Here is a 24,327-nt window from a genome sequence, read left to right on the forward strand (position 1 = left end):
AGCACACAAGGTCTACTTCAGGACGCGCACGCGACACACACCATGCGCCCCCCGGGTCTTCACCGGCGCCGGTCCCGCCACGTCGGTTCCCGCTGCAAACACCGCCTGCGAGCGGGTGATCGGCAGCGGGTAAGGACTAGTCCTGTCCGGTTTTCGACGCTCCTGGCGTGTCCCGTTCACCGGCTTCTGGATCCGGAGCACCGAAATCCGGCAGCGCGACGACGGGAGATTCGGTCACCGCGGCGGGTGGCCCGGCGACCGCCGCGGGAGGCTCGCCCCCGGTCGCGGCCGGCTGCGGCGCCGGCTGGGCCCGCTCCAGGAAGCGCAGGAGTTCCACGGGGAAGGGCAGTACGAGGGTCGAGTTCTTCTCGGCGGCGACGGCCACCACGGTCTGGAGCAGCCGCAGTTGCAGCGCGGCCGGCTCGTCCGCCATCTCGTGCGCGGCCTGGGCCAGCTTCTTGGAGGCCTGCAGCTCGGCGTCCGCGTTGATCACGCGGGCCCGCCGCTCACGGTCGGCCTCGGCCTGCCGGGCCATCGAGCGCTTCATCGTCTCCGGGAGCGACACGTCCTTGATCTCGACCCGGTCGATCTGCACGCCCCACCCGACGGCAGGAGAGTCGATCATCAACTCCAGTCCCTGGTTGAGTTTCTCGCGGTTGGAGAGCAGGTCGTCCAGGTCGCTCTTGCCGATGATCGAACGCAGCGACGTCTGCGCCATCTGCGAGACCGCAAAACGGTAGTCCTCCACCTGGATGACGGCCTCGGGGGCGTCGACCACCTTGAAGTAGATGACCGCGTCCACGCGCACCGTGACGTTGTCCCGCGTGATGCCGTCCTGCGCGGGGACCGGCATCGTGACGATCTGCATGTTCACCTTGCGGAGCCGGTCGACGAACGGCACGATCATCGTGAACCCGGGGCCGCGCACCGAGCGCTGCAGCTTCCCGAGCCGGAGCACCACGCCTCGTTCGTACTGTTTGACGACACGCGCCGCGGCCATCACATAGACCGCTCCGGCACATCCGACGGCCACTCCCGTCGCCACCAGCTCCTCGACCATGCCGGCCCCCCAGGGTCCGAATTGGGCGTGTTGGGCGTGCACTTCGAAGGTAACGCCGCAGGGCGCACAAAGGGAGACGCGAGACAGGAGAGAGCCCTCGTCCGGACGTCCGGACGAGGGCTCTCCTCAGCTGCTGGCTGCGAACTGGCCTTGCGTGGATCCTTGCGTGGATCAGTGGACCCTTGCGTGGATCAGTGGATCCTTGCGTGGATCAGTGGATCCTTGCGTGGATCAGCTGGATCAGTAGACGCTCACGCCGTACCGGCTCAGCGCCTCGGTGACCGGCTGGAAGAAGGTCGTGCCGCCCGAGGAGCAGTTGCCGCTGCCACCCGACGTGAGGCCGAGCGCCTTGGTCCCCGCGTAGAGCGGGCCACCGCTGTCGCCGGGCTCGGCGCAGACCGTGGTCTTGATCATGCCGTAGACGATGTCACCGCCGCCGTAGTTGACGGTCGCGTTCAGGCCGGTGACCCGGCCGCTGTGGGTACCGGTGGTCGAGCCGCGCCGGGTGACGTTCTGACCCACGGTGGCGTTGCCCGCACTGGTGATGTCCTGGCTGCCGACCGTGCCCGACTTGGTGATCGACGTGTTGGTGTACCTGACGATGCCGTAGTCGTTGGTCGGGAAGCTGGAGCCGTGCGTGGTGCCCAGCGTCGTGGTCTTCGCGGAGTTGGACCACCAGGTGCCCGCGCCGTCGGTGCAGTGACCGGCGGTGAGGAAGTAGTAGGTGCTGCCGCTGCGGACGTTGAAGCCGAGCGAACAGCGCCAGCTCGACGCGTAGATCGCGTCGCCGCCGGAGATCAGCTTGCTGAACTTGCCGGGAGTGCGTTCGACCTTGAGGGCGCCCGCGTTGCCGCCCGCCGCCTCCTTGATCTTGGCGATCTCGGCCTTGGAGACGGTGCTGTCGGCCGTGACGACCAGACGGTTCGTCGCCTTGTCGATGCTCCATGCGGTGCCTGCGACATCCGCGTCGAGCACCGCGTCGCTCGCCTTGGTGAGCTCCGCCGAGCTGAAGGTGGAGACGTCATTGGCGTTCGCGGCGGGGACGGCGAGCGCGCCGGCGGCCACGAGTCCGGTGGCCACGGCGAGCAGACGAGTACGTCTCGCTATGCCGCTGCGGGGGGTGGTGCGCTTGATCCTCACTTGTTGTTCCTCCCGGGGGGAAGTCAGTGGGCCCGGTGGGTTGGGGCCCGTGAGGCGCAGCCAATGGGCAAAAGGCAAGCCGGATTCCGGTTACGCCGTGCCCCTGACAAGCGCTGCTCGGGAGTATTCGGGCCAGGGACACCGCGCACAAGGGCGCCTTTCGGCCGTCGGCGGGGTACACGGCGACCGGCCCCGACGGCTGACGTGTCTGTCGTACGCCGCCGGGGCTCGGGTCATCGGCTTGTCTCTGACGTGTCAGTGGCCGACCAGGTTCCGCTCTCCCGCGGCGATGTCGGCGTCAAGGGTGTTCCCCGGGGGCGGGAAGGGGCAGATGAAGTGGTCGGCGAAGGCGCACGGGGGAAGAAGCGCGCGGTTGAAGTCCACCGTCGTGCGCCCTTCGGCGTCCGGGGCGGCGGGCCGCAGGAACCGGAACCGGTAGCTGGACACCCCGCTGCTCGCGTCGGCGAAGACCGCCCACAGCGAGCCGTCGCCCTCCACCGACACTTGGAGCGTGTGGTTCTTTCCGGCCAGGTCGAAGGCCAGCTCACCCCCGAGACCGAGCCCCCGCTCCACCCCGTCCGCGTTGCCGACCCGGACGGTGCGCACCCCGTCGGTGGTGCTCTCGGCGGCGTACGGCGTGAAGCGCCCCGGCACGGCCCAGCGCGCGTCGTGCTCCGTGGCCTCGATGCCCTTGAAGGCGCGGCGCGTGGCGGACTCCGGGTCGAAGTCGCGTACCGCCCACTGCCCTTCGCGGCGCAGCACGACCAGTCGGCGGTCGCCGAGCCCGACGCGGGCCGCGGCGACCGGGCCGGGGTCGGCGCCGAGGCGGGCCTCCCCGCTGAAGAGCTGCCCGTCGAGGGTGAGCCCGTCACCGGTCCCGGCGGTCAGGACGATCTCGTCGCCCGCCTCGGTCCAGCGCCCGGGGATGTCCGGAAGCGAACCATCCGTGTGGTCCGCGAGCCAGTGGGTGCCGGTGAGGGAGAGCGGCCCATAGGGCGCCGACACCGTCTCCGTCCGCCGCGCGTGCCATCGCTTCCAGTCGCCCGAGGCGTCCGCCGATGCGCCCGTCGATGCGTCCGCCGATGCGCCCGTCGATGCGTCCGCCGATGCGCCCGTCGATGAGTCCGTCGTCATGTGATCAACCTTTCCATACCGGTTTGCGGGCATCCCCGCACGACTCCCTGCTGACGCGCCCGCCTACGGCTTGGGCAGGCCCTTGGGGTTGATCTGCGACTCCCGCACGGCCTCGCTGGTCAGATCCCAGCGCGCCAGGACCTTGCCGTAACTGCCGTCCTTGATCACGTGGTTGAGCGCGGCGGCGTACGCGTCGACGAGTCCGCTGTCCTTCTTCGTGGTGGCGGCGATCTCGCCCTGGATGCTCGGGCCGCCGCCCGACAGAGTTCCGATGATCTTCGTCTGCCCCGATGACGCGACGTGGTAGGCGGCCGACGGGTTCGGGCCGAGGTACGCGTCGATGCGGCCGGACTGGAGGGCCAGGTAGTAGTCGGAGTCCTTCTGGAAGTACTTGATGGCGACCGGCTCACGCCCGGCCTTCTCGTTCTGCTCGCTCCAGTCGAGAAGGATCTTCTCCTGGTTGGTGCCGGAGGAGACCGCGATCGACTTGCCCGCCACGTCCGCCGGCTTCTTCGCCGTCCACTTCGCGTCCTTGCGGGCCTCGAAGGCGATGTTGTCGTGGCGGTAGGTCGCGAAGTCGTACTTCTCCTTGCGCTCCTCGGTCACCGTGACGTTCGAGAAGACGCCGTCGAACTTCCCGCTGTCCAGACCGACGAAGAGGTTCTCCCAGGAGACCTGCTCGAACTTCGGCTTCAGGCCGAGCGTGTCGGCGACCAGGCTCGCGATGTCGACCTCGGAGCCGATTCGCGTCTTGTCGTCGGTGGCGTAGAAGCCGAGGGGCGCCACCGAGTCGGCGCTGCCGCCGAGCCGCAGTGTGCCGCGCTCTCGCACCTTCTGAGGGAGGAGTTTCGCGATCGCGTCGACCTTCTTTCCGCGTACGCGGTTCTGGTCGGGCCCGATGTTGATGTTGCCGACCTTCTTGGTGCCGGGTTCGCCGCCGCCCGTCGCGGCGTCGCTGTCCCCGCCGCAGGCGCTGAGCAGGGGCGCGAGGGCCAGGGCGGCGACGGAGACGGCGAGGGTGGTACGTCGGGAAAGCATGCGGGAGCTCCTGGAGAAAGGCGGGGCTGAGGACGGGGCTAGAGAACCTTGGAAAGAAACGCGCGGGTGCGGTCGTGCCGCGGACGGTCCAGGACATCGCCCGGGGTGCCCTGCTCGACGATGAGTCCCTCGTCCATGAAGACGACGGTGTCGGCGACCTCGCGCGCGAAACCGATCTCGTGGGTGACGACGATCATCGTGGTGCCCTGGCTCGCCAGGTCCTTGATGACGTCGAGGACCTCACCGACCAGTTCGGGGTCGAGCGCGGACGTCGGCTCGTCGAAGAGCAGCAGCTTCGGTTCGAGGGCGAGCGCGCGGGCGATGGCGACACGCTGCTGCTGCCCGCCGGAGAGCTGCTTGGGGTAGGCGTCCGCCTTGTCGGCGAGCCCGACCCGGTCGAGCAGGGTCCCGGCCTGCGCGACGGCTTCCCTGCGCGGGCGCTTCAGCGCCGAGACGGGCGCCTCGACGATGTTCTCCAGGACGGTCAGATGCGGGAAGAGGTTGAAGTTCTGGAAGACGAAGCCGATCTGGGTGCGCTGCTTGAGCACGTCGCGTTCGCGCAGCTCGTACAGCTTGTCGCCGGAGCGCCGGTAGCCGACGAGCGCGCCGTCGACGCTGATCCAGCCCTTGTCCACCTTCTCCAGGTGGTTGATGGCCCGCAGGAGCGTGGACTTGCCGGAGCCGGAGGGGCCGAGGATGACGGTGACCTCGCCCTTGCGCACCTCCAGATCGAGGCCACGCAGGACTTCCAGGGTTCCGAAAGACTTGTGTACGGACCGGAGTTCGACCATCGCGCTCATCGCGATGCCCCCTTCGAGAAGTGACGTTCGACGTAGTGCTGGAGTACGGAGAGGGCGCTGGTGAGCAGGACGTACCAGGCGGTGGCGACCATCAGGAGCGGCACGACACGGCCGTTGCGGCCGTAGATGACCTGCACCTGGTAGAAGAGCTCGCCGATCGCCATCACGGAGACGATCGAGGTGCCCTTGAAGAGGGAGATGATCTCGTTGGCCGCGTTGGGCAGGATCGAGCGCATCGCCTGCGGCAGGACGATGCGGCGGATCTGCCGCAGCCGCGGGATGCCGAGCGCCGCCGCGGCCTCCAACTGCCCGCTGTCGACGGACAGGACGCCCGCACGCACGATCTCGGCGGCGTACGCGGCCTGGTGCAGGGCGAGCCCGAGGACCGCCGCACTCATCGCGCCGACGAGCCCCATCGTGTCGAAGGAGAAGAAGCCGGGCCCGAACGGGATCCCGAACTGCAACTCCTTGTAGAGATAGGCCAGGTTGAACCAGAAGAGCAGCTGCACGATCAGCGGGATCGAGCGGAACGCCCAGATGTAGGCGAAGGCCACCGCGCGCAGGAACGGGCTCGCCGAGAGCCGCATGAAGGCGATCACGATGCCGAGCGCGAAGCCGAGGGCCGTGCCGTAGAAGGTGAGCTGGAGGGTGACCCACACCGCCTTGAGGATCACGTCGGCGGTGAAGAACTCGGCGAACACCCCCCACTCCCAGCCGGAGTTGGTGGCGAGTCCGTGCACGAACTGGGCCACCAGGACGGCCGTCGCGACGACGGCCGCCCAGCGCCAGGGGTGGCGCACGGGAACGACCTTCAGCGCGCCGAAGTCGTCCTTCGCCGTGTCACTGGCCGGCTTGCGCTCCGTCAGGCTCATCGGGTGCGCTCCGAACCGCGTGCGTAGTGCCGCTCCACGTAGTACTGCCCGATGCTGAGCAGCGAGGTGATCACGACGTACCAGATGGTGGCGACCAGGAGCAGCGGGATGACCTGGTAGGTGCGGTGGTAGACGAGCTGCACGGAGTACAGGAGGTCCTGCACCGCGATCACGCTGACGATGGACGTGCCCTTGAGCGTGCCGATCAGCATGTTCCCGGCGGGCGGCACGATGGAGCGCATGGCCTGCGGAAGGACGATCCGCCGCCATCTGCGCCACCGGCTGAGCCCGAGCGCCTGCGCGGCCTCGATCTGCCCGCGGTCGACGGAGAGGATCCCGCCGCGCACCACCTCGGCGGCGTACGCGGCCTCGTGCAGGGTGAGCCCGATGACGGCGATGGTGATCGGCCCGAGCAGATTCACCGTCTTGATGCCGAAGAGGTACGGGTACAGCGCCCCGATGTTGAACCAGAACAGCAGCTGCACCAGGATCGGCATCGACCTGAAGAGCCACACGTAGCCCCAACTGACGCCGCGCAGAACGGGGTTGGACGAGAGCCGCCCCATGGCGAGGATCGCGCCGAGCGCGAAGCCGAGCACCATGACGACGGAGGTCAGCCAGAGGGTGAGCCACAGGCCGCGCAGCACGGACGCGGAGGTGAAGTAGTCGCCGACCACGTCCCACTGGAACGCGTCGTTGCGGACGACGGAGTTGACGGCGAGCGCGAGGAGCACGAGGACCGCGGCGGCGGCCACCCACTGCCCGGCACGGCGCTGCGGCACGATGCGCGGCACATCAGGTGGGGGATCTTGAGGAGGGGCTGACGCGGCTTTGGTGAGCGTGTCGGAAGACATGGCGAAGGCTCCGTGGATACGGGAGGTGATGCCTTCACGCGGACCGAGCCCCTCAGCACGATCCGCCTTGAGACTAAGGGGCGGTTCATGCTCCCTGTCAAGGCCGTCCAGGATGTGAGCGTTACGTCTCGGAGCAGTTGACGCGGAAACGGATGCCTGCTCCACTTGCCCCCATGCATTCGCAGCAGTGGCTGGTCACGCGCTCCCACATCGACTTCGGTCGCGTGTGGTCCGCGTCGTGTTCGACGACTCTCTGAGCCGACCCCCTGCGCGCTGAGCCCTTCTCTGTTCCCGGGTCTCTCCCGCCTTGCATCTCCCGTGCGCCCGCGCGCCGTTGACCCCGCCTTCACACGCGTACGCCACTGCTGTACCGCCATGAGCAGCGGCACCCCCTCCCCTCGCACGTCCGCTTCGCCCTGCCCTGCTGCCTGATGGAGACCGTCACGCCATGAGCAAGCCCCCGTACTCCCGACGCATCCCCGCCGCCTTCGCCCTGATCACCGCCGCCACCCTCGCCCTCACCGCCTGCGGTTCCGGCGGCTCAGCCGACACCACCGGCGGCGCGGCGCCCGCGGGCAACAGCGACAAGATCCCCACGCGGGACGTGGTCTCCTCGGTCGAGAAGAACGCGGCGGCCGCGAAGCTCCTGCCCCCGGACGTACGCGAGCGGGGCACCCTCAGTCTCGCGACCGCCGTCGGCGGCAGCCCGCCCGGCAACACCTATCTGGAGGACGGCAAGACGATCGTCGGGCAGGACGCCGACTTCGCGGAGGCCGTCGCCAAGACGCTCGGCCTGAAGCTGAAGCGCGAGGCCGCGAGCTTCGAGGCGATCCTGCCCGCCCTGGACAGCGGAAAGTACGACCTGGGCACCGGCAACTTCGGCGTGACCGAGGAGCGGCGCAAGACCATCGACTTCGTCACGTACATCAACGACGGCCAGGGCTTCGCCGTCCGCGACGACAGCAAGCTGAAGAAGGTCACCGACTTCGAGCAGCTGTGCGGTCTGAACGTGGCGACCGGCGCGGGCACCACCTTCGAGGTCACCTTGGAGGACAACAAGCACGTGTGCGAGGACGCGGGCAAGAAGCCCTACAGCGTGAAGACGTATGCCGAGCAGGGCGCGATCTGGGGCTCGCTCCAGCAGGGGCGCACCGATGTGGTGATGTCCACGATCAACGGCCTGCGCTACGCGGTCGAGCAGCAGGAGGGGCTGAAGTTCCTCGGCGAGTACCACCGCCTCGACGTCGGCTTCGCCTTCAAGAAGGGCACGAGGCTGGCGCCGGCCTTCCAGGCGGCGGTGAACCGCCTGATCAAGGACGGGACGTACGACCGCATCCTGAAGAAGTGGGGCACCCAGGGCTCGGCGCTCGACGAGTCCCGGATCTCACCCCCGGAGATCAAGGACTGACTGCCGGTCAGGTCCGCGCCCGAAGGGGCGCGGGGAACTGCGCGACAAGCCCCCACAAACCCGCAGACGAAGCAAATTCCGCCGAGTACCTATAGCCCGCAGTCGCAGCAGGAGCAGCACTCGCAACAGGAGCAGCACCCACTGTCACCACAGTTGTTGCAGCACCCCTCCCGCTTCTTGCGGGACCAGGGACCCTCGTACGAATCCGCACAGCACAGCTTGCAGGTGCAGCACAGCCCGATGGCAACGGCACACCCCGCCCAGAAGCCCCGCTTCCCCGGCTTCGGCGGCTGCGGCTCGGGCCCGGGCCCGCCACCGAAGCCGCCTGGACCGCCGGGGGCACCCGGCACCCCGCCTCCGTACGGATTGCCACCTCCGTACGGGGACTGCGGGCCGTACGGACCGCTGGAGGGAGGCGGCCCGTACGGCCCGCCCTGATCCGGCGGCGGTCCGAAGGAGCCGCCCTGATGGGCCGTCACCTCGTGTGCGTGTCCGCACGCGTCGGTCCCGAAGGCGCGGTCCACCGAACGTCCCAGCTCATGGGCAAGGAGCATGTGGGCGAGCTTGCCGTCGGTGAATTCGGCGTCGCGCAGCGCGAGCCGTATGCCGTGCAGGGCGTCGTCGGCGAGCCGCCGGGCCTCGGCGAGGCCGGTGCCCGTGGCCGTCAGGGGGTTCCAGGCGCCCGACGCGGCGTCAGCTTCCTTGTCCTCCACGGCATCCAGGAGATGCGCGAGCCTGCCGAAGAGCCGCCCGGCCTCGGCCAGCGGCTCGGCGTTGCCCGGCCTGCCCGCGATGACGGCGGTGTGCGCGAAGGCCGCGGCGGTCGCGGTCTCGGTCGGCTCGGTGACCGTGAGCAGGGAGGTGCCGGGGCCCGCCAAGCCCTCGATGCCGACCTGCCGTTCGACGGCGTCGAGCAGGACCGCCGTGTCGAATCCCACATCGGCGCCGGTGCGGGCGCCTGCCCGGTCCCAGCTGCGTGCGACCTTGCGGGCGGCGGCGGCCACCGGCCTGCGCGCCAAGAGGCCGTCCCCGTCCACGACGTGGTCGCGCACCTTCGCCGACGCGAGCACCAGCGAGACCGCGGCGGCGAGCCGTGCGCCCTCGCCCTGCGCGACGGAGGCGGTCCGCATGCCGCGCAGCGGACAGGGGCCCGCGGTGCGGCGCCACCCCGTCGACTCCTGCGCCTGAGCCTCCGTCAGAACCGAGATGATCAGGCCGTCGTAGTTCGTCACGACGCGGGCGAACTGCCCGTGATCACCGCGCAGTGCGAGGCAGAGGCCGCAGAGGTGCGCCATCCATTGCGTTTTGAGGCCTTCGCCCAGACGATGGCTGCAGGGCCTGACGATTCCGAACATGCGACTCCCCCGTGAGCCCGTCTTCGATCAACTCGGGCATCGTATCGAGGGGTCCGTTCACCCGTACGCACTGGTCGTCACCCATACGCCGTGAAGAATCATATTTCACTCACTGTCAGCAGCCGTACACAGCCCGACCCTTGGGGTATCACGCGTTTACGGCGTGTTGACTCTGCACCAGTACCGTCACGAAAACCCCGCGCGGCGACTATCCACTTGGCGCACTATCCGCATCATGGACGAACATGGGGACAGGGAACGCAGAAAGCCCGCTGTGAGAGGAGGCGTCCATGGGATCGGTGCGCAAGGCGAGTGCCTGGCTTGGCCTCGTCGACGACAACAACAATGACGAGCGTTACTACGACGGCTACGACGACGACGGGGCCGAGGGGCCCGGCGAAGCCTGGGTGACCGACCCGCGGGTGCGGGTGGTCGCCGAGGCCGCCGAAGAGGAAGGACGCCGGATCGGGACCGTGACCCCGGACAGCTTCCGGGACGCGCGCGGCATCGGCGAGCTCTTCCGGGACGGTGTCCCGGTCATCATCAACCTCACGTCGATGGAGCCCGGCGACGCCAAGCGCGTCGTGGACTTCGCGGCGGGCCTGACGTTCGGACTGCGCGGCTCCATCGAGCGCGTGGCGACGCGGGTCTTCCTGCTCACCCCCGCCAACACGCAGATTGTCAACGGGGAGGCCACGAGCCGTCCGTCGGACGGCTTCTTCAACCAGAGCTAGCGGGCGAGGCCGCTCACCGGAAGGCGTCAAGACCGGTGAGCGCCTTGCCCAACACGAGTTGATGCATCTCGACGGTGCCCTCATAGGTGAGCACCGATTCGAGATTCGTCGCATGCCGCATCACGGGGTACTCCAGCGAGATCCCGTTCGCGCCCAGGATCGTCCGGGACGTGCGGCAGATCTCGATCGCCTCGCGCACGTTGTTGAGCTTGCCGAAGCTGACCTGTTCGGGACGGAGCCTGCCCGCGTCCAGGCGCCGGCCGAGGTGATGCGCGAGCAGGATGCCCTTGTGCAGCTCGACCGCCATGTCGGCGAGCTTGGCCTGGGTGAGCTGGAAGCCGCCGATGGGCCTGCCGAACTGCTCGCGGGTCTTGGAGTACTCGACGGCCGCCTCGAAGGAGGAGCGGGCGGCGCCCATGGCTCCCCAGACGATGCCGTAGCGCGCGTGGGAGAGACAGCTCAGCGGGCCCTTGAGCCCGGTGACCTCGGGAAGCACCGCGTCGGCGGGCAGCCGTACCTCGTCCATCACCAGCTCACTGGTGACGCTCGCGCGCAGCGACCACTTGTGCTTGATCTCGGGCGCCGAGAAACCGGGGGTCTCGGTGGGGACGACGAAGCCCCTGATCCCGTCGTCGGTGTGCGCCCAGACGACGGCGACCCCGGCCACCGAACCGTTGGTGATCCACATCTTGCGCCCGCTGAGCACCCAGTCGGTGCCGTCCTTCTTGGCGAAGGTGCGCATGGACGCCGGGTCGGAGCCGTGGTCGGGCTCGGTCAGACCGAAGCAGCCGATGATCTCGCCCGCGGCCATGCCGGGCAGCCAGCGCTGCTTCTGCTCCTCGGAGCCGAAGCGGTGGATGGCGTACATGGCGAGGGAGCCCTGCACGGAGACCAGCGAGCGGATGCCGGAGTCGGCGGCCTCCAGCTCCAGGCAGGCGAGTCCGTACTGGACGGAGCTCGCCCCCGCGCAGCCGTAGCCCTCCAGGGACATGCCGAGCGCGCCGATCGAGCCGAGCTCCCGGGCGAGCTCGCGGATGCCGGGCAGCTCGCCCTTCTCGTACCAGTCGGCGATGTGCGGCAGGACGCGGTCGGCCGCCCAGGTCCGGACGGTCTCGCGGATCGCGAGGTCCTCCGGCTCCAGGAGGTCGTCGAGGCCGAGGGGGTCGGTGGGGTCGAAGGGCGGCAGGGGCGTACGGCTGCGTGCGGACATCTCGGGCCTCCGGCGGCGCAAAACTAGCAGTGGTAGTTACTACGGCTCGCGTTGACGTTACGACGCGGGGTCACGCAGGAACAAGGGCCGACGGATGAGGGAATTCCCCGGCCGAAGGACGCGGAAGCACGTCAGCGGACGGATTCCGCCGGGACCCCCGCCTCGCCCCGGGGAGCGGGCACCCCCTGCTCGGGCGCTCCCTTCTCGGACGCCCCCTTCTCGGGCACCTCCTGCTCGGGCAGCTCCGCGGACGCCCCGCACTCCATGGTCCGCGGCAGCTTCAGCGCCATCAGCGCGCCGAGCAGCAGCAGCCCGGCGCTGACGAGCAGCGTCACGTGCAGCCCGTGCACGAAGGACTCGCGCGCGGCGTCGCGCAGCGCCGCGCCCGCCCCGCCACCGAGGCCCGACGCGACCTCGTACGCCTCGCCGAGCGAGTGACTCGCGGCGGCGCTCTCCTTGGCGGGCACGCCCTGGACGGACGAGAGGCCCGGCGCGTATGCGGCGTTCATGACGCTGCCGAGCAGCGCGATGCCGATGCCGGCGCCCAGCTGGTAGGAGGTCTCGCCGATCGCGGCGGCGCCGCCCGCCTGCGCCGGGGGCGCCTCGCTGAGCATCGACTCGTACGAACCGAAGAGCGTGGTCTGCAGACCGAGGCCCAGCAGCACGAAGCTGACGAGCAGGAGCGGATCGTTGGCCTGGTCACCCATGCCGGTGAGCACCACCACGGCCACCGCGGTCAGCGTGAAGCCGGAGGCGACCATCGTGCGCGGGCCGAAGCGGTGCAGGAGCTTCGATCCGGCGAGGCCCGCGGCCATGGCGGCGACGGTGAGCGGCACGAGCCGCATGCCGGTCTCCAGCGGGGAGAGGCCGAGCACCAGCTGCAGATACTGCGCCGCGACCAGTTCGAGGCCCACCAGGGCGAGCATCGCGAGCACGATGCAGCCGAGCGAGGTGCTGAACGCAGGCCGCGCGAACATCGAGAGGTCGATGAGCGGATGCTTGCGCCGCCGCTGCCTGCGGACGAAGCCCACCAGGAGGGCCGCGCCCAGGAAGAAGGAGAGAAGGGTGGTCATGCCGAACGGCGACTCGCCGCCGCCCGCCCGCTTCACCGCGAAGACGATGCCGAAGAGGCCGCCCGCGGCCATCAGCGCGCCGATCACGTCCCACGGCCCGTCGCGGTCGCCCGTCGACTCGGGAAGGAGCAGGCGCCCGATGGGCAGGCTGACCAGCATCAGCGGGATGTTTATCAGGAAGACCGAGCCCCACCAGAAGTGCTCGAGGAGGAATCCGCCGAGCAGCGGGCCGCCCGCCGCGCCGATGCCGGCCACGGCGCTCCAGACACCGATGGCGACGGCGCGCTCACGCCGGTCGGGAAAGACCTGGCGGAGGATCGAGAGCGTCGCGGGCATGATCATCGCGCCGCCGACGCCCAGCAGGGCGCGGGCCGCGATCAGCACCTGGGCGTTGTCCGCCATGGCCGCCACCGCCGAGGCCACGCCGAACAGTGCGTAGCCGAGGAGCAGCACCCGTCTGCGGCCCACCCGGTCACCGAGCGTGCCGAAGAGGATGAGCAGCGAGGCGCAGATCAGTGGATAGATGTCCACGATCCACAGCAGCTCGATGCCACCGGGCTTCAGGTCCTCGGTGACGGCGGGCACCGCCACGTGCAGAACGGTGGCGTCGACGGCGACGAGCAACAGGCTTACGCAGAGGACGACGAGCACCAGCCAGCGGTTGGCGCCGCCCTGCGACCCGGGTACCCGACGGCCGGAAGGAGCGGTGGCCGTGGTTGAACCCGACATGTGCGATACCTCCCAGTGATCCCTCGCATCGGCGGCCCCGCGGGACGTGATCTCCCAGCTGGCGGCAACGAAAGGCGAGTGAGCCGTCAGAGTACGCGAGTTCACGGCTGTGGCGCGTGGCGGACCTCTCACGGTTGCGCGGAGACCGTGTGGCGTACGCCACGCTGCCCACGCATGGACCACGCCCCCGGCAGGGTGGCCGGTTCCCGCCTGCGCCGATAATCGAGCCCGTGACCGACCTGGACCAACGCCCGACCCCGCCGTCCTACGGCGCCCGTGCGGGCACCGCGCTGCGCCGTGCGGCGCCCGCGCTGCTCGTCTATGCCGGGGTGCGTGCCCTGGGGCTCGCGGTGCTCGCTCTGTGGAGCGCGGCCGCGGGAAAGAGCGCCCACACGCTGCTCACCGCCCGCTGGGACTCGCTCTGGTACACCCGCGTCGCCGAGCACGGCTACGGCTGGGAGGTGACGCTCCCGGACGGCAGCGTGCACTCGAACCTCGCGTTCTTCCCGCTCCTTCCGTGGCTGGAGCGTCTCGTCTCGGCGATCAGCCCCTTGTCGTACGCCGATGCCGGCCTGGTGGTGAGCTGGCTCGCCTCGCTCTGCGCCGCCGCGGGGATCTTCGCGATCGCCGACCATCTGTACGGGCGCCGGGCCGGTGTCTGCGCGGTCGCCCTGTGGGCGGTGCTCCCGGTCGGCGTCGTGCAGTCGATGGCGTACAGCGAGTCGCTGTTCACGGCGCTCGCGGCTTGGTCGCTGTACGCGGTGCTCACCGGACGCTGGGTGTGGGCGGGCGTGCTCGCCTCCTTCGCGGGCCTGACCCGGCCGGTCGGCGCCGCGGTGGTCGCCGCGATCTGGGTGACGGCCGCCGTCCGCCTGTACCGGGACCGCAGGCCTGACCCGCGCATGATCCTCGGGGCGGTCCTCGCCCCGCTCGGCGCCGCGGGCTACGTCCTGTGGGTCGGCCACCGCACCGGCGACGGCGTCCTCGGCTACCTCGACGTCCAGGCCGGCTGGGGCAACGGCTTCGACTTCGGCTACGCCTTCGCCCGCTTCGTCGGCGACAAGTTCACCGCGTTCCCCGGGGCCCTCGCGGGGGTCGGCCTGATCGTCGGGGTCGCCCTGGTGGTCTGGCTGTACGTCATCGGCGTACGGCGGAAGCAGCCGCTGCCGCTCCTCGTGTACTGCGGGATCGTCGTGGCGCTCGCCCTGTGCGCCACGGGCTATTTCGGCTCGAAGCCGCGCCTCCTGCTGCCCGCCTTCCCCCTGCTGCTGCCGATCGCGGTGGCGCTCGCCGCGCTGCGTACGTCCAGGTCGGCGCCGGTGCTCGGGGTGGTGGCGGCGGCGAGCGCGGTGTACGGGGCGTTCTGGCTGAACGGCTCGGGTCCGCCATGATCGTTTCCAGGGGTCCGGTGAGCGTCAGGAAAATTCCGCACCAGCCCCCGGTGAACGAATTAATAAGGGTCATAAAACGGTCGGGCCAATGATCAACGAATTCGGTAAGGGCCTGATCTCGGAATAGGAAAACCAAAGGAATAAACCCCCGTCTGAGATCAATGCCACATCACATCGTCATCACAAAGCCACTGATTCGGCCTAGTCCCGCACTCACTCGCTGTAACGTCGATTGGGTGCGTACCGAACGAAACCTCACCCGTCTGGACCGGGTCTTCGCCCGTCTCGACCGGGAGCCGGAACGACCGGCCGGCCTCGATCTGCCGAGGATGAGCAGGCACAGGATCGTGCTCTTCAGCGCGACCCTGGCCTTCTACCTGGCGATCGTGGTCGCCGTGCTTGCCACCTCGTGGCTGGTGCGGTTCGACTGGCAGGTCATGTTCTTCCGGCCCTACCAGCAGTGGCCCGAGATCCACGCCTTCCTCGACTACTGGGTGGTCCTCGGCCAGCGCGGCCCGACCGCCGTGATGGTCGCGGCCTGGCTCGGCTGGCGCTCCTGGCGCCAGCACACGATCCGCCCGCTCCTGACGTTCGGGGCCGCCCTGCTGCTCCTCAACGTCACGGTCGGCGCGGCCAAGATCGGCATGGGCCGCCTCGGCCCGCACTACGCCACCACGATCGGCGCCAACGAGATGTGGCTCGGCGGCGATATATTCCCCTCCGGCCACACCGCCAACGCCGTGGTGACCTGGGGAATCCTGGCCTATATGGCCTCCACCCCGCGCACCCGCCGCTACCTCTCGGCGCTCTCCGCCGTGGTCTCCCTCAGTGTCGGCCTGACCACCGTGTACCTCGGCACGCACTGGCTGAGCGATGTCTTCCTCGGCTGGGCGGCGGGCCTGCTCGTGCTGCTCGCGCTGCCCTGGGTGGAGCCGCTGCTCACCCAGGTCGAGGGCTGGATCTTCAGCCTGCGGGACCTGTGGCGCTCCCGCCGCACCGGTCGTCTCGCCGGGCCGGCCACCCCCGCACCGGCCAGGGTGCCGCAGCCCACGCCCGCCCCGGCCGACGAGCCCCCGCTGCGCGAGCCGGTCGGCGCCGCGCGCCCCGCCCGCGCCCCGGCCTACCTCGCCCCGGGCCCGCACACACCGCGCTCCGAGCGCAGCCCGGCCACCCCGGCGGGCAGCCGCCGCCCGCCGCACTCCGAGCGCGCCACACGCGCCGCCACGTCGCCCCGCCCCGTCGCGGGCGGCTGATCCCAGGACAGCGGGGGCCGGTACGCACAACCCATCCCCCGCACCGCGAAGGCCCCGGTTCCGTCCAGGAACCGGGGCCTTTCGCCGTGCCGTCGCCGTGCGCCGCCGGGGCGGTCAGCCCTTCCAGCAGCGGACCACGACGCCTTCCTTGACCTCGAAGTTGAGCCGCCCCGCGAGGTACTCCATGGTGATGATCGCCCCCGGCGGCAACGACCTGACGGTGGACCAGCCACGCTCGCGGGCCTGCCGCTCGGCGCCCTCGGCCGCGAGACCGACGTAGGCGTCCAAGCTGTCCTGGGGTTCGGCGGGAGGGGTCGGAATAGGTGCCATGGCCGCCACGTTAGGCGGCGCGAGGCGGCCGCGGAAGGCCGTAGCCGGACACCATGCGTCACCGGTACCTCTCCGGTCACGCTTCTGTCACAGGATCACGACGCCCGTTTCGCCTTAACTCCGTCACACGTACGGGCGGTTCCGGAGTTGTTCCCATGCCATTAGCGGATTTCCCGCGGGCTCTTCCGTGGGGCCCCGATAGCACCTCAATAGCGCGGTGGACAGGTCACCGGCACGCCATTTCGTGACCCCCTCATTTTCCGAATCCAGGGCGCTCGGCGAGATGTGACGACACATAGGGAATTCAAGATTCCAGCACAGCGGGCCCGTACGCCCCCTGTCGGATCCGGGTGTGACGCGAGCATCATGGCGGGTGCTTCGAACAGGACCGGCGGCGTGACGGCGAAGGGGCGAGCGATGGGGACTGAGACCGCAAGCGCGGCGGCACCGCCGGTCCGGCAGAGGACTCCGGGCCGGGTTCTCGTGGACTGGCTGACCACCACCGACCACAAGAAGATCGGTCACCTGTACCTGATCACGTCGTTCGTGTTCTTCCTCGTCGCCGGTCTGATGGCCCTGATGATGCGGGCCGAGCTCGCCCGTCCCGGGCTGCAGCTGATGACCAACGAGGAGTTCAACCAGGCGTTCACCATGCACGGCACGATCATGCTGCTGCTGTTCGCGACGCCGACGTTCGCGGGCTTCGCCAACGAGATCATGCCGCTCCAGATCGGCGCCCCGGACGTGGCCTTCCCGCGGCTCAACATGCTGTCGTACTGGCTGTTCCTCTTCGGCGGCCTGATGGTGCTCGGCTCGCTCCTGGTGCCCAGCGGCCCCGCGTCGTTCGGCTGGTTCGCCTACGCGCCGCTCAACAGCATGGAGCGCTCGCCGGGGGTGGGCGCCGACCTGTGGATCATGGGGCTCGCGCTCTCCGGGTTCGGCACGATCCTCGGCTCGGTGAACTTCCTGACGACCATCATCGGGATGCGGGCGCCGGGGATGACGATGTTCCGGATGCCCGTCTTCACCTGGAACGTACTGTTCACGTCGATCCTGGTGCTGCTCGCGTTCCCCGTCCTTGCCGCCGCGCTGCTCGTCCTGGAGGCGGACCGGCGCCTCGGCTCCATGGTCTTCGCATCGGAGAACGGCGGCGCGCTGCTGTGGCAGCACCTCTTCTGGTTCTTCGGGCACCCCGAGGTCTACATCATCGCGCTGCCGTTCTTCGGGATCATCTCCGAGATCATCCCGGTGTTCAGCAGGAAGCCGATCTTCGGCTATCTGCCCCTGATCGGCGCGACGATGGCCATCACCGGGCTCTCCGTCGTCGTGTGGGCGCACCACATGTTCGCGACGGGCGCGGTCCTTTTGCCCTTCTTCTCCTTCATGTCCTTCCTCATCGCGGTCCCCACGGGCGTGAAGTTCTTCAACTGGACGGGGACGATGCTCAAGGGGTCGCTGTCGTTCGAGACCCCGATGCTCTGGTCGGTCGGCTTCCTGGTGAGCTTCCTCTTCGGCGGGCTCACCGGCGTCATCCTGGCCTCGCCGCCACTCGACTTCCACGTCACCGACTCGTACTTCGTCGTGGCGCACTTCCACTACGTCGTGTTCGGCACCGTCGTCTTCGCGACCTTCGGCGGCTTCTACTTCTGGTGGCCGAAGCTCACCGGGAAGATGCTCGACGAGAGACTCGGCAAGATCCACTTCTGGACGCTCTTCGTCGGCTTCCACGTGACGTTCCTCGTCCAGCACTGGCTGGGCGCCGAGGGCATGCCACGGCGTTACGCGGACTACCTGTCGGCGGACGGCTTCACGGCGCTCAACACCGTCTCGTCCATCGGGGCGTTCCTGCTCGGCATGTCCACGCTGCCGTTCCTCTACAACGTCTGGAAGACCGCCAAATACGGCAAGAAGGTCGAGGCCGACGACCCCTGGGGCTTCGGCCGCTCCCTGGAGTGGGCCACCGCCTGCCCGGCGCCCCGCCACAACTTCGTCACGCTGCCCCGGATCCGCTCCGAGTCCCCGGCGTTCGACCTGCACCATCCGGAGTTCGCGGCGTTCCATCCGCCCCAGGCGCAGTATCCGGACCCGCAGACCGAACACCCCGGTCCAGGGCCCGGCTCAGGAGGTCCCTCGCCGAGCTGATCCGCTCGGTGAAGTCCGCGGGCTCGACGACCTCGAACTCGAAGCCCATCAGCAGCACATGGATCACCATGACGTCCAGACTCATGGCCCCCGTGCGCAACAGACAGCTGCCCTCGGTCTCGGCCTCCAGGGTGCCGTCCGAGGGGGTGACCCGCTGGGCCGCCTCCTCCAGGGGCACCAGGAGCCGGAACACCGCCTGGGCGGCGTACCCGCGGGTGGAGACGCCCTTGGAGACGTACGCGGCGAGGTCGTCGGCGGGCGGGGTGCGCGGCGCGAAGCGCGGTCCGTGCGGCGGCCTCGGCGTGATGCGGTCCGCGCGGAACGTGCGCCAGTCGTCGCGGTCGACGTCCCAGGCGACGAGATACCAGCGGCGCTCGGTGCAGACGAGGCGGTGCGGTTCGACCGTGCGGCGGGTCGTACCGCCGCCGTGGTCGACGTAGTCGAAGCGCAGGCGCTCCGCGTCCCGGCAGGCGTGGGCGAGTTCGGTCAGGACGGAGGGGTCGACGGCCTGCTGACGCGGGGTCCGCAACATGGGCACGGTGAACGCCGTCAGCGCTCCCACCCTGCGCCGCAGCCTGCTCGGCAGGACCTGCTCCAGCTTGGTCAGGGCGCGTACGGAGGTCTCACCGATGCCCTCGATGCCCTGCCCCGCGGCGGTGCGCAGGCCGACGGCGACCGCGACCGCCTCGTCGTCGTCCAGGAGCAGCGGGGGCAGCTCCGCGCCCGCTCCGAGCTGGTAGCCGCCGCCCGTGCCGGGGCTGGCGTTGACGGGGTAGCCGAGCTCGCGGAGCCGGTCCACGTCACGCCGTACGGTGCGCGGGGTGACGCCGAGCCGGTCGGCCAGGTCCGCGCCCGACCAGTCGCGGTGGGCCTGCAGCAGCGAGAGCAGGCGGAGCAGCCGTGCGGAGGTCTCCAACATGGGGCCGATTGTGCCCGGCGTCGCGGACAGCCACGGTCCGCGATGACATCAGCTCTCGACGACGTGCCCCTGGTTCAGTCGGCGACGGCGTTCGCCTCGCGGATCCGGACCGAGAGGTCGTTGTCGTTCGTGTAGTACGGCCCCGCCTCCAGCGGGCCGTGTGCCACGGTGTCGAGCCGGACCGCCGGGTAGGTGAAGATCTGCTTCTTGTCCGGGATGTCGTCCAGGAGCCGGGCGAGCCGGATCCGGGGCCCGCTCTCCCCCGCCGGGCGCAGCCAGAGGTCCCAGGGGCCCGCGCCGCTGTCCGCGAGCACGTCACACCGCAGCCCGAAGCTGAACTGTGCGCCGTCCGCGGTGAGTTCGTACCGCTCGGCCTCGGCGGGGTCGGCGCGGCGGGTCGCCTCCGCGTAGGCGGCGCCGGTCAGCGCGGTGCCGTACACGCGGCCCTGCGCGGTCATCGCGGCGCCGGCGATCTCCAGTTCGCCGATCTCCGCGTGCGGGGCGCGCAGCCAGCTGCGTACGGAGAGGTTGCCCTGCTTGGTCGCGTAGGGAATGCGGACGGCGATGTGGCCGCGAGCGCCGCTGGGGGCGCGGTCCACCAGCGAGCGCAGGTCGTTGACGCCGGGCGCCAGGCGGCGCGGGGTGGCGCCGCCGACCTCCGCGTAGGCGTTCCAGCGGCCCTCGGCCAGCTCGACGCTGCTGGGCAGCGCGGCCCGCAGCCGGCCGTCGGCCGCCGGGGACAGCGGCAGTCGTACGTCCTCGTCGGCGGAGGCCGCGTCACGGCGGCGCAGCAGCAGGTAGGCGGCGCCCTCGCCGCCGGGGTCGGTGACGTCGAAGGTCAGACCGCCCGCGGAGTCGGCTATGCAGTCGGCGCGCGGGGCCGCGGCGACGTCCTGATCGGCACCGGTGTCGCAGGGCGATGAGGCGTCCGAGGTGGCCAAGGCCGTCATGCGGTGGATCCTTTCGTCTGTATGCCGCTGGTCGGTGCCCCATGTCCCATGTCCCGTACCGCGTAGGCGCCGTTCAGGAGGGCGCCGCGGGTGCGGTGCAGCGAGCCGCGCATCCGGCCGCCGAAGGAGCTGCCGCGGGCGATCATCCCGGTGAACATCGCGTCGTAGCGCTCGGCTATGCGGACCGGGTCGAAGCGCTCGGAGTCCTCCAGGGCGGCGCCCGCCATCTGCCTGCGCAGCGTGTCGTTGTTGATCAGTTCGAGCAGGCCGCCCGCTATCGCGTCGGGGTTGCCGACCTCGACGAGGCGCCCGTCGACGCCGTTGTCGATGATCTCGCCGGGTCCGTGCGGGCAGTCGGTGGCGACGACGGGCAGCCCGCAGCGCATCGCCTCGACGATGGTCATGCCGAAGGACTCGAGGCTGGAGGTGACCGCCGCGATGGAGCCCTTGGCCCACTCGGGCTCGATGGGGTGGGCGGGTCCCATTAGGAAGACGTGGTTGTAGAGCCCGAGCTCGTCGATCAGGGCACGCAGCTTGTCCTTCTGTTTGCCGCCGCCGTATATCCGCAGCCGCCAGTCGGGGCGCTGGGCGCGCACCTGGTCGAAGGCCCGGATCAGCAGGTCGTAGCGTTTGACGGGGGCGAGGCGCCCCGCCGCCACGACCCACTTCTGGTTGCCGTCGGCGGGCTCTATGCCGGGCGCGGGGACGGGGTTGGGCACGGCCTGGACGTGGACTCCGGGCAGACGCATCATGCGGCGGTAGGCGCGGGCGTCGGCCTCGGTCGTCGTGGTCAGGACGTCGAGGCGCGGGTAGACGCTGCGCAGCTGGCGGCGCAGTTCCTTGGAGTGGCTGTCGAGGGTGAGGTGCTCCTGGCCGACCCGCAGCGGGCCGCGCGCGGTCTCGCGGGCGAGGTGCACGTTCAGGCCGGGACGCGTTCCGATCACCACGTCGGCGCTGACCGAGGAGAGATGCTCGGCGATGCGCCGGTCGGTGAGGGCGCTGTACTGGTCGTAGCGACCTTCCGCACTGGGGAAGGTCCTTGCGGGCCGCAGGGCGTCGGCGGCCGCCCCCTCGTAGCCGGGGCTTTCCTTGCGCATGTCGACGAGGTGACTGAGCCTGACGCGGGAGTCGGGCGCGAACACGGGATCGTCGCGGTGCCGGAAGACGGAGACGATCTCGACGTCGTGCTGCTCGGCGAGCGTGTTCGCCAAGTTGTACGTCGTCCGGATCGTCCCGCCGATGCCGTACGCGTTGTGAATCAGGAAAGAGATGTGCATGCGTCCCCGTATCCCACGCTTCCCCGCGGACAGTCCTTCTCGTCCGCCTACCGCAGGGTTAGACGGGGATTACGGCCAGAGGGTTGGGTTTCATCATCACCTTGTTCTTGAACAGTTGTGCCATCGATATCCGCTTCCGGGAACTTTCCTGCTAGCTACACGCATCATGGCTGGTAGGAGAGCTGCGGCACGTCGAAGCAGTTGTCGTCCATGTCTCCCTGTGTGACCCAGCCCTCACTGTCCTTCCAGCGGGCCACCGACACACAGGTCCTACGGGTGCCGGGCGGCCGCGCCCTCTCCTCGTACCTCACCGGGAGCAGCAGCCCACGCGCCGTGTAGGACTCGTCGCGGTTCATGAAGCGGTCGACACATGCGCGCGTGACGTCGTCCCGGCACGACTTCGCCGCGTCCGTGAACCACATGGCGGCGGCCCAGCCCTCCAGTTGCCACTGCGAGAGCTCCTTGTACCCCTTCATGGCGTCGCGGAACTCCCGTACGGCGGGCCTGCCCGTGTCCTCGTAGTTGCGGCTCGCGCCGGTGGCCCACAGGGCGTTGCGGCAGCGCGGGGCGTCCTTGTAGTCGTCCGCGACCGTCGAGGTCCAGTTCTGGATGTTGGTGACCTTGGCGGTGACGTCGGCACCCACGTCGTCCATCGCCTCGCACAGCTGGGCGTTGCCGTGGGTGTCCATGGCGTCGAAGACGAGGTCGGCGCCCTGCTCCTTCAGATCGGCCGCCGCCGCGCGGAAGTTGGGCAGCGCGAAGTCGACCTGCTCGGTGACCACCTTGTAGCCCTCGGCCTTCAGGCCACGAGTGACGAGACGGGCGTACGCGGCGGACGCGGCCTGGTTGTAGGAGACGACGGCAGCCGTCCGTGCCCCCTGCTCCCGCTTGAAGTAGCGGTAGACCTCGGTCCCGCCGATCAGCCTGCCGTCCCAGCCGGGCTTCCCGTCGCGCGGGGCGAGGCTGCCGTAGATCCCGTACAGATGCGGATAGGTGTCGTACGCGGACCCGATCGGCTGGCCGCCGATGTCGGGCACGCGTGCGCGGGAGACGCGGGAGGCGCCGGCGTAGTCGAGGGAGCTGGTGGCGACGAGCGCGACGACGTGCTCCTCCTCGACCAGCTCGTGCACGCACTCGTTGTTGCCGACGCCGCTGCCGCCGTCGTCGCACGTGCGCACCTCGACCTTGCGTCCGTCGATCCCGCCGCGCGCGTTCAGCCGCTCGAAGTACGCCTTGGCCCCGTCCCGGGGCCCGGTGAAGGCGGAGCCGCCGACCGGGCTCGTCGCGCTGGTGATGATGCCGACCCGGACCGGCGCCCCCGGCGGGGCGGGCGCCGTGCTCCTGCCCTCGAAGTCGCTCTCGGGGAGCCGGCTGCCGCACCCCGCCACCGCCACGAGCAGCGCGGCTACGGCACAGGCCTCAACAGCCCGGACCGGGCGACTCATTGCCGCTCAGCTTCACCAGGGCGCAGAGAGTCTTGACGGACACCTTCCAGGTGTCGTCCTCGTTGACGGACGTGCCCGAGGCGTCGGGCAGCGCGGTGGCGCCCTTCAGGGTCAGGGCGTACGTCACGTCCGCCTCGGTCGCGGAGCTGAACTCGACCTTGTTGACGTCGGCGCTGACCTGCTTGCCGCGCTCGTCGCCGTTGAAGCTCTCCAGGACGCCCCGCATCTTCGCCCCGTCCTCCAGGACGGCCTCCTTCTCCTTCAGGGGGACGGAAGGGTCGAAGAACTTCTCGAAGTTCTCCTTGACCTCCTTCTCGGCCGCCGCCGGATCCTCGGGCGCGTCCCCTGCGGGCTCGTCCTCTTCGGGCGCCTCCGAAGAGGCCTCCTGGCTCGTCCTGTCCGTGGACGGCTCGGGCGGATCGCTGTCGCCGCCACCACCGCTGTCGTCACCGCATGCCACGGCGGCCGGGGCGACAAGCAGGACCGCGGCTGCCGCGAGGGCCGCGCTCCGCACCCTTCCCCGCCTGAGATCGCTCCCCCGCTTGGGGCTGGTCCAGAAAACCATCTGGCTCACCACCGGGTGTCGGTCCGGGCCGTCCTCGCCCGGAGCTTTCAGGGTCAGCTTGCAGAAGGCATAGTGCAAGCCATCGGCTGACATGGACAGCCCACCGACGCTACGAACGTGTCCCAGGGGGCGCAGATGCGGGCGGCTCAACCGGATCAGACAGTCCGTTCGGCCCGGCTCCGTGCGGTGCGCCCCGTGCTCTGGGTGGCCTTCGCCGCCCTCGCCGCCGGTGCGGTGCTCTGCGTGGTCGGCTGGTACGGCACGTCCGGCGAACGCTTCGCCGAACGGCAGCTCCCATATCTGGCGTCGTGCACCGTGCCCGGCGCGGCCCTGATCGTCGCCGGGACGGTGCTCTTCGCGCACGGCAGAAGCACGTTGGCCACGGCCCGCGTCGAAGAGCTGTACGAGCTCCTGGTGACGGCGGGTTCGCCTGCCGCCACGACGGAGCGACCGGCCACGGTGGCGACCAGCGGCGACCTGCTGATGGTCCCCGGCGGCACCCTCTGGCACCGCGCGGACTGCCCCTTGGTGGCGGGAAAACCCGAAGCGGTCCCCGCGGACGCCCACATTCTCGCGACCGGCGACCTGAGCCCGTGCCCCATCTGCGAACCGCAGCAGACCCCGATCGCCCCGTCTCCGGAGCGATGA

General features: G+C 69.9%; 21 protein-coding genes and 1 pseudogene. 6 read left to right on the forward strand and 16 right to left on the reverse strand.

Going from position 1 to position 24,327, the window contains the following annotated elements; genetic code table 11:
• Window positions 1-136 precede the first annotated feature (136 nt).
• The 7 genes from ACWGIH_RS16045 to ACWGIH_RS16075 all read right to left on the reverse strand — a co-directional run bounded on the left by ACWGIH_RS16045 (window position 137) and on the right by ACWGIH_RS16075 (window position 6,898).
• Window positions 137-1,060 carry a slipin family protein gene (locus tag ACWGIH_RS16045; RefSeq protein WP_453445170.1) on the reverse strand — a complete coding sequence of 308 codons (924 nt, stop codon included), beginning with the start codon at window positions 1,058-1,060 and terminating at the stop codon, window positions 137-139.
• A 240-nt stretch (window positions 1,061-1,300) separates the two neighbouring features.
• The gene (locus ACWGIH_RS16050) at window positions 1,301-2,200 is read right to left on the reverse strand and encodes a S1 family peptidase (protein WP_453445171.1); all 900 of its coding nucleotides are present in this window, start codon (window positions 2,198-2,200) and stop codon (window positions 1,301-1,303) included.
• Window positions 2,201-2,455: 255 nt separating this feature from the next.
• Window positions 2,456-3,334 carry a DUF1684 domain-containing protein gene (locus ACWGIH_RS16055; RefSeq protein ID WP_453445173.1) on the reverse strand — a complete coding sequence of 293 codons (879 nt, stop codon included), beginning with the start codon at window positions 3,332-3,334 and terminating at the stop codon, window positions 2,456-2,458.
• A 63-nt stretch (window positions 3,335-3,397) separates the two neighbouring features.
• Window positions 3,398-4,372 carry an ABC transporter substrate-binding protein gene (locus tag ACWGIH_RS16060; RefSeq protein ID WP_453445174.1) on the reverse strand — a complete coding sequence of 325 codons (975 nt, stop codon included), beginning with the start codon at window positions 4,370-4,372 and terminating at the stop codon, window positions 3,398-3,400.
• 38 nt (window positions 4,373-4,410) lie between these two features.
• On the reverse strand, window positions 4,411-5,172 hold the full coding sequence (locus ACWGIH_RS16065; RefSeq protein ID WP_453445176.1) for an amino acid ABC transporter ATP-binding protein: 762 nt from the start codon (window positions 5,170-5,172) through the stop codon (window positions 4,411-4,413).
• Window positions 5,169-6,044, reverse strand: a complete 876-nt coding sequence (locus ACWGIH_RS16070) for an amino acid ABC transporter permease (protein WP_453445178.1) — start codon at window positions 6,042-6,044, stop codon at window positions 5,169-5,171. The genes ACWGIH_RS16065 and ACWGIH_RS16070 overlap by 4 nt, the downstream gene beginning before the upstream one ends.
• Window positions 6,041-6,898 (reverse strand): amino acid ABC transporter permease, encoded by an 858-nt coding sequence (locus ACWGIH_RS16075; protein WP_453445180.1) that lies wholly within the window; start codon window positions 6,896-6,898, stop codon window positions 6,041-6,043. Before ACWGIH_RS16075 ends, ACWGIH_RS16070 begins: the two co-directional genes overlap by 4 nt.
• Window positions 6,899-7,346: 448 nt before the next feature.
• Here ACWGIH_RS16075 and ACWGIH_RS16080 point away from each other — a divergent pair, with 448 nt between their 5' ends.
• The gene (locus tag ACWGIH_RS16080; RefSeq protein ID WP_453445181.1) at window positions 7,347-8,306 is read left to right on the forward strand and encodes a transporter substrate-binding domain-containing protein; all 960 of its coding nucleotides are present in this window, start codon (window positions 7,347-7,349) and stop codon (window positions 8,304-8,306) included.
• An 89-nt stretch (window positions 8,307-8,395) separates the two neighbouring features.
• Here the strand turns inward: ACWGIH_RS16080 and ACWGIH_RS16085 are convergent, their stop codons facing one another.
• Window positions 8,396-9,661, reverse strand: a complete 1,266-nt coding sequence (locus ACWGIH_RS16085) for a DUF5685 family protein (RefSeq protein WP_453445183.1) — start codon at window positions 9,659-9,661, stop codon at window positions 8,396-8,398.
• A 290-nt stretch (window positions 9,662-9,951) separates the two neighbouring features.
• Here ACWGIH_RS16085 and ACWGIH_RS16090 point away from each other — a divergent pair, with 290 nt between their 5' ends.
• Window positions 9,952-10,395, forward strand: a complete 444-nt coding sequence (locus ACWGIH_RS16090) for a cell division protein SepF (RefSeq protein ID WP_453445185.1) — start codon at window positions 9,952-9,954, stop codon at window positions 10,393-10,395.
• Between the two features lie 13 nt (window positions 10,396-10,408).
• On the opposite strand, the gene ACWGIH_RS16095 is transcribed toward ACWGIH_RS16090, so the two are convergent.
• Window positions 10,409-11,605 carry an acyl-CoA dehydrogenase family protein gene (locus tag ACWGIH_RS16095; RefSeq protein WP_453445187.1) on the reverse strand — a complete coding sequence of 399 codons (1,197 nt, stop codon included), beginning with the start codon at window positions 11,603-11,605 and terminating at the stop codon, window positions 10,409-10,411.
• A gap of 131 nt (window positions 11,606-11,736) precedes the next feature.
• The gene (locus ACWGIH_RS16100; protein ID WP_453445189.1) at window positions 11,737-13,407 is read right to left on the reverse strand and encodes an MFS transporter; all 1,671 of its coding nucleotides are present in this window, start codon (window positions 13,405-13,407) and stop codon (window positions 11,737-11,739) included.
• A 230-nt stretch (window positions 13,408-13,637) separates the two neighbouring features.
• On the opposite strand from ACWGIH_RS16100, the gene ACWGIH_RS16105 reads away from it, so the two are divergent.
• Together ACWGIH_RS16105 and ACWGIH_RS16110 are read left to right on the forward strand one after the other, a co-directional pair.
• Window positions 13,638-14,798 (forward strand): glycosyltransferase family 39 protein, encoded by a 1,161-nt coding sequence (locus ACWGIH_RS16105; protein WP_453445191.1) that lies wholly within the window; start codon window positions 13,638-13,640, stop codon window positions 14,796-14,798.
• A 236-nt stretch (window positions 14,799-15,034) separates the two neighbouring features.
• The gene (locus ACWGIH_RS16110; protein WP_453445192.1) at window positions 15,035-16,051 is read left to right on the forward strand and encodes a phosphatase PAP2 family protein; all 1,017 of its coding nucleotides are present in this window, start codon (window positions 15,035-15,037) and stop codon (window positions 16,049-16,051) included.
• A 114-nt stretch (window positions 16,052-16,165) separates the two neighbouring features.
• On the opposite strand, the gene ACWGIH_RS16115 is transcribed toward ACWGIH_RS16110, so the two are convergent.
• Complete coding sequence (locus tag ACWGIH_RS16115) at window positions 16,166-16,381, reverse strand: I78 family peptidase inhibitor (RefSeq protein ID WP_453445193.1); 216 nt, start codon at window positions 16,379-16,381, stop codon at window positions 16,166-16,168.
• Window positions 16,382-16,798: 417 nt separating this feature from the next.
• On the opposite strand from ACWGIH_RS16115, the pseudogene ctaD reads away from it, so the two are divergent.
• Window positions 16,799-18,370 (forward strand): annotated as a pseudogene (gene ctaD, locus ACWGIH_RS16120) (aa3-type cytochrome oxidase subunit I); the annotation flags it as partial.
• A 1-nt stretch (window position 18,371) separates the two neighbouring features.
• Here ctaD and ACWGIH_RS16125 read toward each other — a convergent pair.
• The 5 genes from ACWGIH_RS16125 to ACWGIH_RS16145 form a co-directional block, all read right to left on the reverse strand.
• Window positions 18,372-19,442 carry a helix-turn-helix transcriptional regulator gene (locus tag ACWGIH_RS16125; RefSeq protein ID WP_453445195.1) on the reverse strand — a complete coding sequence of 357 codons (1,071 nt, stop codon included), beginning with the start codon at window positions 19,440-19,442 and terminating at the stop codon, window positions 18,372-18,374.
• 74 nt (window positions 19,443-19,516) lie between these two features.
• A complete protein-coding gene (locus ACWGIH_RS16130) occupies window positions 19,517-20,392 on the reverse strand; it encodes a hypothetical protein (protein ID WP_453445196.1) in 876 nt (291 codons plus the stop codon).
• Complete coding sequence (locus tag ACWGIH_RS16135; protein ID WP_453445197.1) at window positions 20,389-21,669, reverse strand: glycosyltransferase family 4 protein; 1,281 nt, start codon at window positions 21,667-21,669, stop codon at window positions 20,389-20,391. Before ACWGIH_RS16135 ends, ACWGIH_RS16130 begins: the two co-directional genes overlap by 4 nt.
• 164 nt (window positions 21,670-21,833) lie before the next feature.
• Complete coding sequence (locus ACWGIH_RS16140; RefSeq protein ID WP_453445198.1) at window positions 21,834-23,114, reverse strand: ABC transporter substrate-binding protein; 1,281 nt, start codon at window positions 23,112-23,114, stop codon at window positions 21,834-21,836.
• Window positions 23,089-23,691 carry a hypothetical protein gene (locus tag ACWGIH_RS16145; RefSeq protein WP_453445227.1) on the reverse strand — a complete coding sequence of 201 codons (603 nt, stop codon included), beginning with the start codon at window positions 23,689-23,691 and terminating at the stop codon, window positions 23,089-23,091. Before ACWGIH_RS16145 ends, ACWGIH_RS16140 begins: the two co-directional genes overlap by 26 nt.
• A gap of 123 nt (window positions 23,692-23,814) precedes the next feature.
• Between ACWGIH_RS16145 and ACWGIH_RS16150 the strand changes: the two genes are divergently transcribed.
• A complete protein-coding gene (locus ACWGIH_RS16150) occupies window positions 23,815-24,327 on the forward strand; it encodes a hypothetical protein (protein ID WP_453445229.1) in 513 nt (170 codons plus the stop codon).

The organism is Streptomyces sp. NPDC054872 (genome assembly GCF_053610705.1).

Coding starts and splice junctions, on each gene's coding strand:
- ACWGIH_RS16100 (WP_453445189.1), bottom strand. CDS start 13,407: ATGTCGGGTTCAACCACGGCCACCGCTCCTTCCGGCCGTCGGGTACCC.
- ACWGIH_RS16070 (WP_453445178.1), bottom strand. CDS start 6,044: ATGAGCCTGACGGAGCGCAAGCCGGCCAGTGACACGGCGAAGGACGAC.
- ACWGIH_RS16135 (WP_453445197.1), bottom strand. CDS start 21,669: ATGCACATCTCTTTCCTGATTCACAACGCGTACGGCATCGGCGGGACG.
- ACWGIH_RS16150 (WP_453445229.1), top strand. CDS start 23,815: ATGCGGGCGGCTCAACCGGATCAGACAGTCCGTTCGGCCCGGCTCCGT.
- ACWGIH_RS16085 (WP_453445183.1), bottom strand. CDS start 9,661: ATGTTCGGAATCGTCAGGCCCTGCAGCCATCGTCTGGGCGAAGGCCTC.
- ACWGIH_RS16140 (WP_453445198.1), bottom strand. CDS start 23,114: ATGAGTCGCCCGGTCCGGGCTGTTGAGGCCTGTGCCGTAGCCGCGCTG.
- ACWGIH_RS16130 (WP_453445196.1), bottom strand. CDS start 20,392: ATGACGGCCTTGGCCACCTCGGACGCCTCATCGCCCTGCGACACCGGT.
- ACWGIH_RS16075 (WP_453445180.1), bottom strand. CDS start 6,898: ATGTCTTCCGACACGCTCACCAAAGCCGCGTCAGCCCCTCCTCAAGAT.
- ACWGIH_RS16065 (WP_453445176.1), bottom strand. CDS start 5,172: ATGAGCGCGATGGTCGAACTCCGGTCCGTACACAAGTCTTTCGGAACC.
- ACWGIH_RS16090 (WP_453445185.1), top strand. CDS start 9,952: ATGGGATCGGTGCGCAAGGCGAGTGCCTGGCTTGGCCTCGTCGACGAC.
- ACWGIH_RS16060 (WP_453445174.1), bottom strand. CDS start 4,372: ATGCTTTCCCGACGTACCACCCTCGCCGTCTCCGTCGCCGCCCTGGCC.
- ACWGIH_RS16095 (WP_453445187.1), bottom strand. CDS start 11,605: ATGTCCGCACGCAGCCGTACGCCCCTGCCGCCCTTCGACCCCACCGAC.
- ACWGIH_RS16080 (WP_453445181.1), top strand. CDS start 7,347: ATGAGCAAGCCCCCGTACTCCCGACGCATCCCCGCCGCCTTCGCCCTG.
- ACWGIH_RS16055 (WP_453445173.1), bottom strand. CDS start 3,334: ATGACGACGGACTCATCGACGGGCGCATCGGCGGACGCATCGACGGGC.
- ACWGIH_RS16125 (WP_453445195.1), bottom strand. CDS start 19,442: ATGTTGGAGACCTCCGCACGGCTGCTCCGCCTGCTCTCGCTGCTGCAG.
- ACWGIH_RS16115 (WP_453445193.1), bottom strand. CDS start 16,381: ATGGCACCTATTCCGACCCCTCCCGCCGAACCCCAGGACAGCTTGGAC.
- ACWGIH_RS16045 (WP_453445170.1), bottom strand. CDS start 1,060: ATGGTCGAGGAGCTGGTGGCGACGGGAGTGGCCGTCGGATGTGCCGGA.